This is a genomic window from Mycobacterium sp., assembly GCF_032161845.1.
Classification (GTDB): Bacteria; Actinomycetota; Actinomycetes; order Mycobacteriales; family Mycobacteriaceae; genus Mycobacterium.
In genome coordinates this window covers 1-8,518 of record NZ_JAVRQA010000321.1, presented here as the reverse complement: position 1 = coordinate 8,518, position 8,518 = coordinate 1, and the positions used below count along the sequence as shown (strand labels likewise).

Here is an 8,518-nt window from a genome sequence, read left to right as displayed (position 1 = left end):
GCCAGTTCGGCCAGCATGACCCTGTCGAGGCAGTCCGAGTTGAGCAGTGACCGGCCCTGAGCGCGGAACAGTAACTCGCAGGCTTCGATCGGGTACTCGGTTTCGATGTCGGACCATCCGAGCTCCTCGAGCGGCGGTCCGATCGCCACGTGTTCGCCGGGATTCTTCGCGGCCAACTCGCCGAACAGCCGAAAGACGGCTTCTTCGATCATCGGCCACGACTCGTCGGGCGCGCTCATCACGGTTGTCCGTTCTTCGCGCAAGCGCTCATCACCGCTTCTCCTTTGGCAGGCCCAAGAGGTGGTCGGCGATGATTCCCCGTTGAACCTCGGCGCTACCGCCCATGATGGTTGCCGCGCGGGTGTACCACCACTTGGCGCGGGCGGCATTGAGTTCCTTGGGACCCTCGGGCCCGGTGCCCGCAATCATCCAGTCCCGTCGAGCGTCGAGGATCAGGTCGTTGATGTCCTTCTCCGCGCGGCCGACGAGCAGCTTGTCGATACTGCTGCCCGGGCCCACCATCCGGCCTTCGGCCAGCGCGCGAACCGTTGTCGCGCCGCGCGCCTGGGCGGCCACCACTGCCACGTAGATCCGAGCGAAGCGCTCGCGGTTGGCTGACGATGCACCGTGCTCGGCCATCTCGCTGCGCAGCCGGCCCAACTCGGTCAAGGCCGTAGTCAGCACCGCATAGCCGTACATGCCGCGCTCGTACTGCATCAGGTACATGACCACGCCCCAGCCCGCCCCGACGTCACCGATGAGGCGGTCGTGCGGCACCCGGACGTCGTCGAAGAAGACTTCCGCCAGTTCCCGGCGGCCGCTGGCCAGCGCTATCGGGCGGACGGTGACGCCAGGTGTGTCGGCGTCGACCAGAAAGGTGCTCAGACCGCGGTGTCTGCTCTCGGGTGTGCCGGTGCGGGCCAGCAGGAGGAAGCGCGTCGCTGTCGGACCCTGGCTGGTCCAGATCTTCTGCCCGTTGACCACGAACCCGCCGCTGCCGTCGTCGGCTGCCCGGCACCGCAAGCCGGCCAGGTCGCTACCCGACTCCGGCTCGGAGAAGCACTGCCCCCACCACTCGGCGCCGCTGAGATAGTTCGGCAGGTACTCAGCGGCCAGGTCGGGGGCGTACTGGTGGAGAGCGGGCCCAATCACCTCCAGCGTCCAGTGTTGTTCGGGCACGGGCAACATCGCCGCGGCCAATTCCTCGAAGTAGACCGCGCGGTGGATCTCGGTGCCACCGAAGCCGCCTACCGCCTCGGGCCAGCCGTAGCGATTCCAGCCGGCGTCGTAGAGGCGGGACAGGACCGTGGCGTGATAGGCAAGCTCGTCCTCTGCGGTGTCGAAGTGCGCAGAACGCCACTCGTCGGCCCAGTCCAGTTCGTGCAGCCAATGGCGGAATTCCTCGCGGTACGTCGCGACTCGGGAGACATACTCGTCGTGACGGCCGGCTACGGCGCTGTCGACAGGGGCGGACAACCCGTTCCCCCTTCATGGGTCGGGATTCGACCGCTCGGGCCTAATCCGCTAAACAGTTATCTATAAAAAGGTACAGTAACCCACACTGCCACTTCTGTGAGAGGGACCGCCAATGACGGCATCACCCGTCGCCGCCGCCACCGTCAACTTCAATCCCGAGACCCGGCTGTTCATCGACGGCCAATTGCGTGAGTCGTCGTCCGGCAAGACCGCCGACAACCTCAACCCGGCCACCGAGGAGGTGCTGGGCGTCACCGCCGACGCCGGAGCCGAGGACATGGACGCGGCGATCGCGGCTGCCAGGCGCGCCTTCGACACGACTGACTGGTCGACCAACCACGCGTTCCGCCAGCGCTGCCTGATGCAGTTGCACGACGCGCTGCAGCAGGACAAGGAGGACATGCGCGCCGAGGTGGTCGCCGAGGCGGGCGCGCCGATGGGGATGACCTACATCGCCCAGTTGGAGTGGCCGCTCGCCGACGGCATCAGGTGGCCCGCGAAGTACATCTCCGAGTTCGCCTGGGAGCGGCAACTCGACGAGGCAGCCCTGATGGGGGTGCCGTACAACCGCGTCGTGGTCAAGGAGGCCATGGGAGTCGTCGGGGCGATCACGCCGTGGAACTTCCCGATTGAGATCATCAGCAACAAGGTGGGCCAAATTCTGGCCACCGGCAACACGATGGTGCTCAAGGCGCCCATCGAGACGCCATGGACGGCGTTGCGGTGGGGCCGGATCATCGCCGAGAAGACCGACATCCCTGCCGGGGTGGTCAACATCGTGACGGCGTCCGACAACGAGGTCGCCCAGCGTCTGGTGACCGATCCGCGCGTGGACATGATCTCCTTCACCGGCTCGACCGCGGTGGGGGAGCTGATCGGTCGGCTGAGCGCCGCAACCATGAAGCGCAACCTGATGGAGCTGGGCGGCAAGTCGGTGTACCTGCTGCTCGAGGATGCCGACCTGTCGACGACCGTGCCCGGCTGCATCGGGGCTCTCATGCATTCTGGCCAGGGTTGCGCCCTGACCACCCGAATGCTGGTGCCACGCAAGAACTACGACGAGGCCGTCGAGCTGGCCACCGCCACGTTCGGAGCCGTCACCGTCGGCGATCCCACCGATCCCGCGAACTTCTGCGGGCCGCTGGTGTCGGCCAAGCAGCGCGACAGGGTGCTCGAATACATCAGGGTCGCCAAGGAGCAGGGCGCCCGGGTCACCGTGGGCGGCGGCAAGCCCGATGGGCTGGACCGCGGATACTTCGTTGCACCAACCATTCTCGCCGACGTCAGCCCCGAGCACCGCGTGTTCCAGGAGGAGATCTTCGGACCCGTCGTCACGATCACCCCCTACGACGGCGGAGACGACGGCGCCGTGGAAATGGCCAACAACTCGATCTACGGGTTGGCCGGAACCGTGCTCGGCGACCCCGAACGAGCGATGGCCGTGGCCCGGCGCATCCGCACCGGATCGGTGAACGTCAACGGCGCCATCTTCTACGGCGCGGACGCCCCCTTCGGCGGCTACAAGATGAGCGGCATCGGCAGGCAGAACGGCGCCGAGGGGTTCGAGCAGCACCTGCAGACCAAAGTCATCGCGTACTAGATCTAAGCGAACCGAAGGAACTGATGTCAGACATTCTCAGCGGAATCCGTGTCGTCGAGTTGGCGGCGTGGACGTTCGTTCCCGCCGCCGGCGCCGTACTCGCCGACTGGGGCGCCGATGTCATCAAGGTGGAGCACCCCGAAACGGGCGACCCTCAGCGTGGATTGATCAGCTCCGGCCTCGTTACCGGCGCTGGGGGAGTGAATCACTTCGTCGAGCAACCCAACCGGGGCAAGCGCAGCATCGGGCTGGATACCTCTTCCCCGGAGGGCCTCGAACTGTTGATGAAGTTGATCGAGACCGCGGACGTCTTCGTCACCAATCTCCTACCGGATTCCCGTGCGCGCATGGGGATCGACGTCGAGCAGGTGCGGGCGCGCAACCCCAAGATCATCTACGCCCGCGGCCACGGCTACGGCACCAAGGGGGACCTGGCGTCACAGGGCGGCTTCGACCTCGCGGCGTACTGGGCGCGTGGCGGCATCGGGGATGCGTACTCCGACGGTGCGGGGTCGTATCCACCGATTCAGCGACCGGCCTTCGGCGACTCCTACGGCGGCCTGGCCATCGCAGGTGGCATCGCCGCGGCACTGGTGAAACGCGAGCGCACCGGCGAACCGTCGGTCGTGGACGTCTCACTGCTGAACGCCGCGATCTGGCAGCTCGGACCCGACATCGTCGGGTCGGGTGTGACCGGTCAGGACATTCCGAAGTTCAACCTCGATGACATGCCGAACCCGGTGGCCAGCATCTACAAGACCCGTGACAACCGGTTCATCGCGTTCGTGCTGCTGCAGGCCGACCGGTTCTGGTCGGACTTCTGCACCCGGCTGGGCCGCACTGATCTGATCGCCGACGAGCGGTTCACCAGCGCGGCAGTACGATTCGGCAACCGCAAGGAGTGCATCGCCGAGATCCGATCGGCCTTCGAATCCGAGGACCTGTCCCACTGGGAGAAGGCCTTTGCCGGATTCGACGGGGTGTGGGACGTCATGCACACCGCGCACGAGGTGCACAGTGATCCCCAGGTGATCGCCAACGGGTACCTACCGCGTGCGACCAACACGAGCGGCATCGAGTTCGCCTTGGCTGCCAGCCCCGTTCAGTACGACGAGGCGCCGCTGGACCTGGACCGGGCCCCCGAGCATGGCGAGCACACCGATGCGTTGCTCGCCGAACTCGGCTTCAGCGAGGACGAGATCATCCAGTTCAAGATCGACTCGGTGGTGCTGTAGTGGGGTCCGAGGACCTCGCTCGGCGCTTCCTGCACGTCAATCTCAACTGCGACTCGTTGGATGCCACCGAGGGGCTGTACGCCGCGAAACTGGGCCTGTCGGCCCGCATGCGGACCGATCCCACAGTTGCGACCGACGGCAGCATCCTGGGGCTTGATGGCGAAACATATTGCGAGACGTCGTTTCTCTATGACTCCCGCGGCGGACGAGGCGGGTGCGCCCTTGAGGCCATCGCGTACAGCAGCCCGTCGCTGAAACGCGATCCGAGCGGCGATCCCACTCGCCCAGGTATTCGGTCGGCGCTGCTCACCGTGGCCGACCTCGACGCCACCGTCCCGGTGCTGCGCGAGGGCGGTGTCGCGGTGAGCGAACCCGTCGACGGTCTCATTTCGGGAGCCAGATCGGTGCTCGCAAGCGACCCCGATGGCGTCGTCATCGAAATTGCCGAAGCCCCCAGCGACAAGCCGGGCGCATTGTTCTCCGGAGTCCGCATCGCCGCCATCGACGCGGTCGCGACGGGCGAGTTCCTCACCGGCATCGGCTTCGCCGAGGTGGCGGCGCCTGCGTCGGCCAAGGTGGCCGGCGAGCAACTCGCGCCCGGCGGGTCGTCTGATCCGGTGGAGTGCGTGGTGGCGCGGTACGCGCTGGCCGAGGATGCCCACCAGTTCAGCCTCGCCGTCGTGCAGCATCCGGACACCCGCGGCCAGGAGCCGGTTCAGTGGGGCGGTAACCGTCAGGGTCTCTATAGGTGCGCCTTACGGGTCGAAAACACGGAGAAAGCAATGAGTTTGGTGCCGGACTTCGTCGAGGTGATGGGCGAGCCGGTGTGGTGCCCGCTGCCCGGCACGAAGATCGAAGGACTCTACATCTCGTTCCTGCGCTCTCCCGACGGCGTGGTGTTCGAGTTCGTCGAGCGACCGCTGAGCTTCTTCAGCCGCTGAGGCTGAAACTACCGCGACCGTCACTCGATCTTTCGAGCAGTAGCTGCAGTTTCGGTGACATGTCGGTGAGGTATGTCAGCGTGGGCGCATGGGGGAGGTCTTCCGGGGCACTGAGGCGATTGCCAACGGTGACCTCACCGAGTACGCACTGCGGCGCTGGCATCGGCCGATCTTTCGCGACGTCTACGTTCCGAAAAAGCATGCCGCCACGGTCCGCGAACGTACACACGGTGCGTGGCTGTGGTCGAGGAGGAGGGCCGTCATCGCGGGTGTAGCTGCATCTGCGTTGCATGGTGCGGAGTGGGTCGACGACGACGTGCCAATCGAGTTGCTCCTGAACTACACCCATCCTCCGCGGGGCATCGTGGCGAGGAACGAGACCATCGTCGACGACGAGAAGATGCACATCGGCATGCTGCCGGTTACCACTCCCGCGCGGACCGCGCTCGACCTAGGGCGGCACCTCGATCGCGGCCAGGCCCTCGCACGACTCGATGCGCTCATGCGTGCCCGTCCGTTCTCGATCGAAGACGTGATGTTGTTGGACAAGCGCTACCCTGGCGCCCGCGGGGTGCGCCGCCTACGCGAACTGCTCCCGCTGGTCGACGGCGGCGCGATGTCCCCGAGGGAAACTCGGCTGCGCCTCTTGTACATCGACGCCGGCTTTCCCAGGCCCACCACGCAGATCCCCGTCGTCGATGAACGTGGGCGCCACGTCCGCACACTCGACATGGGGTGGGAGGAGTTCATGGTCGCCGCCGAGTACGACGGGGATCAACACCGCACGGATCGCTTGCAGTACGTCAAGGACCTCAGAGTCTGGCCCATCCTCCAACGCCTCGGCTGGGACGTCACACGAGTCATCAAGGAGGACCGCGACGCCGACGTCGTCGCCCGCACCTACCGGGCAATGGTGGAGCGCGGCTGGAAACCCTGAGTGAACAACGAAACTGAAGTCACCGTGCGGTCTACTCGAACTTCTCCGCGGCAGTTGCAGTTTCGGCTGGTTACTCGGTCGGCAGCGGCCCGGCCAGCCCCCGCGGCGAGGTGCCATATAGCCAGCTGACGGCCTGACCGATCTCCGAGAACGACAGTGAAACACCATCTTTGGCATGGTAGGCGCCGCGCGCTTCGGTGAACCCCTCGATGCGGGTGAGCTTGTCGCCGTTGATCCGCAGGATCTGTCCCGTTAGCCAGGACGACTGCGCCGACTGCAACCACGCCACCACGGCGGAGCTCCTGGCGGGGTCCAGCGCGGGATCATCGGCACGACCGCCGAAGACTTCCGCGGTCATCCGGGACATCGCGAGAGGGGAGATCGCATTCACCGCAACGCCGTAGCGCTGTGCCTCCAGTGCGGTGACCACCGTCAAGTTGGCGATGGCCGCCTTGGCTGCGCCGTAGGCGCTCTGCCCGACGTTGCCCCACAGCCCGGCACCCGAGACCGTATTGACGACGTGCGCGTCAATCCGGTTACCCGCCTTGAACTGTGCGCGCCAGTACTCGCACGCGTGCTTCGTGACGGCGAAGGTGCCCTTGAGATGCACGGCGATCACGGCGTCCCAGTCGGCCTCGGAGTAGGCGGCGACCATGGAATCGCGCAGGATTCCCGCGTTGTTCACCACGCCGGTCAGCGTCCCGAAGGTGCCGACGGTGGTGGAGATCATGTCGGCGACGTCGTCCCAGGTCGACACCGAACCGGTGTGCGCCAAGGCCGTGCCCCCTGCCGCCTCGATCTCGGCGACGACGTCCGCTGCGGGACCTGCACCGTCACCACTGGCGCCGTCGCGGCCGACGCCGGGGTCGTTGACGACGACGGCCGCCCCCTGTCGCGCCAGTTCGAGGCAGTGGCCGCGGCCGATGCCGCGCCCACCGCCGGTGACAAGGACGACCTTGCCGGTCAACGGACCTTCAGGCATCGCTCGTTAGCTCCTTCATTCCGAGAACAATTGGGTGATCAGCGCGCGGCGCTGCGTCCAGTCGGCAGCGCGCAGATCGACGTGTCCGCGCTCGGTGACGATCACGTCGACGTCGTGAGCAGGTGTCGAGGCGGGCCGACTGAGGTGCTCGACGAGCGGCGAACGCCCGTTGACCCTCGACGGAACGGCGATGATCGACAGTCCGCCGCGGCTAGTCCTGGCGGCCACACAGAAGTCGGGGTGTCCGCCGATTCCGCCGAACACCTTGTCACCGACACCCTCGACATTGATCTGACCGTCGGGGTCGATCTCGATGGCGGTGTTCACTGCGATCAGCGGCACGCCGTGCGACAGACGGGTGAGGTCGTGAGTGTGCTCGATGCCGTGCAGGATCCGGCGGCCGTCCGCCCAGTCGTACAGGACCTCGCTGCCGAACAGGTAGGTAGCCGACGGGGTGCCCACCAGCAGGCCGGTTCGATCGAGGTCGACGACGGCGTCGGTGAGCATGCCGGTGTCGATGCGCAACGGCACCCGCGCACGGCGCAGCAAAGCGGTGCCGAGCTGCCCCGGTCCGTACTGCAGACGCGTTCCTTCCGGAACCAGCCGCAGAACCTCGTCAGCGAGCGCATCGTGGATCGGCTCTGGGTCGCGATCAGGTGCTCGCACCAGTCCGCCACGCACGGTGCCGAGCACCTCTACCTCCGAGGGTTCGAGTACCGGCCCGGACGCCGCGGACGGCGCGTTGCTGTCGATCACGCCGAGAGTGCGTGCGCCGCCGTCGAATACGGTCCGTTGCCATGACACCTCGCTGCCGAAGTGCAGGGTGCCCTTGCGCTGAACCAGCCGGGTGATCAGCACGCTGGGGCGCAACACGTCGGTCAACAGGGCGGGGATTGCCGCGAGCCGCGTCGGTAGAAAACGGGCCTTGGGGCTGCGCAACACGTCGCGCACACCCCAACCCGGCATCAGGGCAATCACTTCGGCGAACGCGTCGGGATCGAGGCCGTCCACGGGAGCGGGCAGCCAGCCGAGAATCAGTGTCACCGACCCGATCTCGCGTGCCACCTCGCTGAGCACCGCTCCGACCGAAGTGCCATCATCGAGGCAGCGCAGCACGCCGACGCCGTCGCCGAGTGCCACCGTCAGTCCTGGGCGCAGCTCGGCACGCAAGGCGCGCGTGAACCCCGCCGCAGTCAGAGGGTCATTCACCGTGCTGGTCGGCTCTTCGCGCAAGCGCTCATCGGCGCACTCTGCTCTTCGCGCAAGCGCTCATCGCGGTTCCTTGGGAAGCCCGAGCACCCGCTCGCCCAGGATGTTGCGCTGAATCTCGCTGGTGCCGCCCAAAAT

The 8,518-nt window shown here is 66.5% G+C and carries 7 protein-coding genes and 1 pseudogene; 4 read left to right on the top strand and 4 right to left on the bottom strand.

The window, feature by feature from the left end; genetic code table 11:
• Together QOD90_RS17320 and QOD90_RS17315 are read right to left on the bottom strand one after the other, a co-directional pair.
• Positions 1 to 239 (bottom strand): annotated as a pseudogene (locus tag QOD90_RS17320) (acyl-CoA dehydrogenase family protein); the annotation flags it as partial.
• A gap of 31 nt (positions 240 to 270) precedes the next feature.
• Complete coding sequence (locus QOD90_RS17315) at positions 271 to 1,476, bottom strand: acyl-CoA dehydrogenase family protein (protein WP_526351864.1); 1,206 nt, start codon at positions 1,474 to 1,476, stop codon at positions 271 to 273.
• 112 nt (positions 1,477 to 1,588) lie between these two features.
• On the opposite strand from QOD90_RS17315, the gene QOD90_RS17310 reads away from it, so the two are divergent.
• The 4 genes from QOD90_RS17310 to QOD90_RS17295 all read left to right on the top strand — a co-directional run bounded on the left by QOD90_RS17310 (position 1,589) and on the right by QOD90_RS17295 (position 6,189).
• Entirely contained in the window at positions 1,589 to 3,076 is a 1,488-nt protein-coding gene (locus QOD90_RS17310; RefSeq protein ID WP_526351862.1) for an aldehyde dehydrogenase family protein, read from the top strand.
• A 23-nt stretch (positions 3,077 to 3,099) separates the two neighbouring features.
• The gene (locus tag QOD90_RS17305) at positions 3,100 to 4,311 is read left to right on the top strand and encodes a CaiB/BaiF CoA transferase family protein (protein WP_526351860.1); all 1,212 of its coding nucleotides are present in this window, start codon (positions 3,100 to 3,102) and stop codon (positions 4,309 to 4,311) included.
• Positions 4,311 to 5,252 carry a VOC family protein gene (locus QOD90_RS17300; protein ID WP_526351858.1) on the top strand — a complete coding sequence of 314 codons (942 nt, stop codon included), beginning with the start codon at positions 4,311 to 4,313 and terminating at the stop codon, positions 5,250 to 5,252. Before QOD90_RS17305 ends, QOD90_RS17300 begins: the two co-directional genes overlap by 1 nt.
• 88 nt (positions 5,253 to 5,340) lie before the next feature.
• Positions 5,341 to 6,189, top strand: coding sequence for a type IV toxin-antitoxin system AbiEi family antitoxin (locus QOD90_RS17295; protein WP_526351856.1), 849 nt, complete (start codon positions 5,341 to 5,343; stop codon positions 6,187 to 6,189).
• 70 nt (positions 6,190 to 6,259) lie between these two features.
• Here QOD90_RS17295 and QOD90_RS17290 read toward each other — a convergent pair whose 3' ends face one another.
• Positions 6,260 to 7,171 carry an SDR family NAD(P)-dependent oxidoreductase gene (locus tag QOD90_RS17290; protein WP_526351854.1) on the bottom strand — a complete coding sequence of 304 codons (912 nt, stop codon included), beginning with the start codon at positions 7,169 to 7,171 and terminating at the stop codon, positions 6,260 to 6,262.
• A gap of 15 nt (positions 7,172 to 7,186) precedes the next feature.
• Positions 7,187 to 8,368, bottom strand: a complete 1,182-nt coding sequence (locus QOD90_RS17285; RefSeq protein ID WP_526351866.1) for an acetyl-CoA hydrolase/transferase C-terminal domain-containing protein — start codon at positions 8,366 to 8,368, stop codon at positions 7,187 to 7,189.
• Positions 8,369 to 8,518: the final 150 nt, after the last annotated feature.

Bases quoted from the DNA above. Each gene is read 5' to 3' on its own strand.
- QOD90_RS17310 (WP_526351862.1), top strand. From the start codon at position 1,589: ATGACGGCATCACCCGTCGCCGCCGCCACCGTCAACTTCAATCCCGAG.
- QOD90_RS17305 (WP_526351860.1), top strand. From the start codon at position 3,100: ATGTCAGACATTCTCAGCGGAATCCGTGTCGTCGAGTTGGCGGCGTGG.
- QOD90_RS17295 (WP_526351856.1), top strand. From the start codon at position 5,341: ATGGGGGAGGTCTTCCGGGGCACTGAGGCGATTGCCAACGGTGACCTC.
- QOD90_RS17290 (WP_526351854.1), bottom strand. From the start codon at position 7,171: ATGCCTGAAGGTCCGTTGACCGGCAAGGTCGTCCTTGTCACCGGCGGT.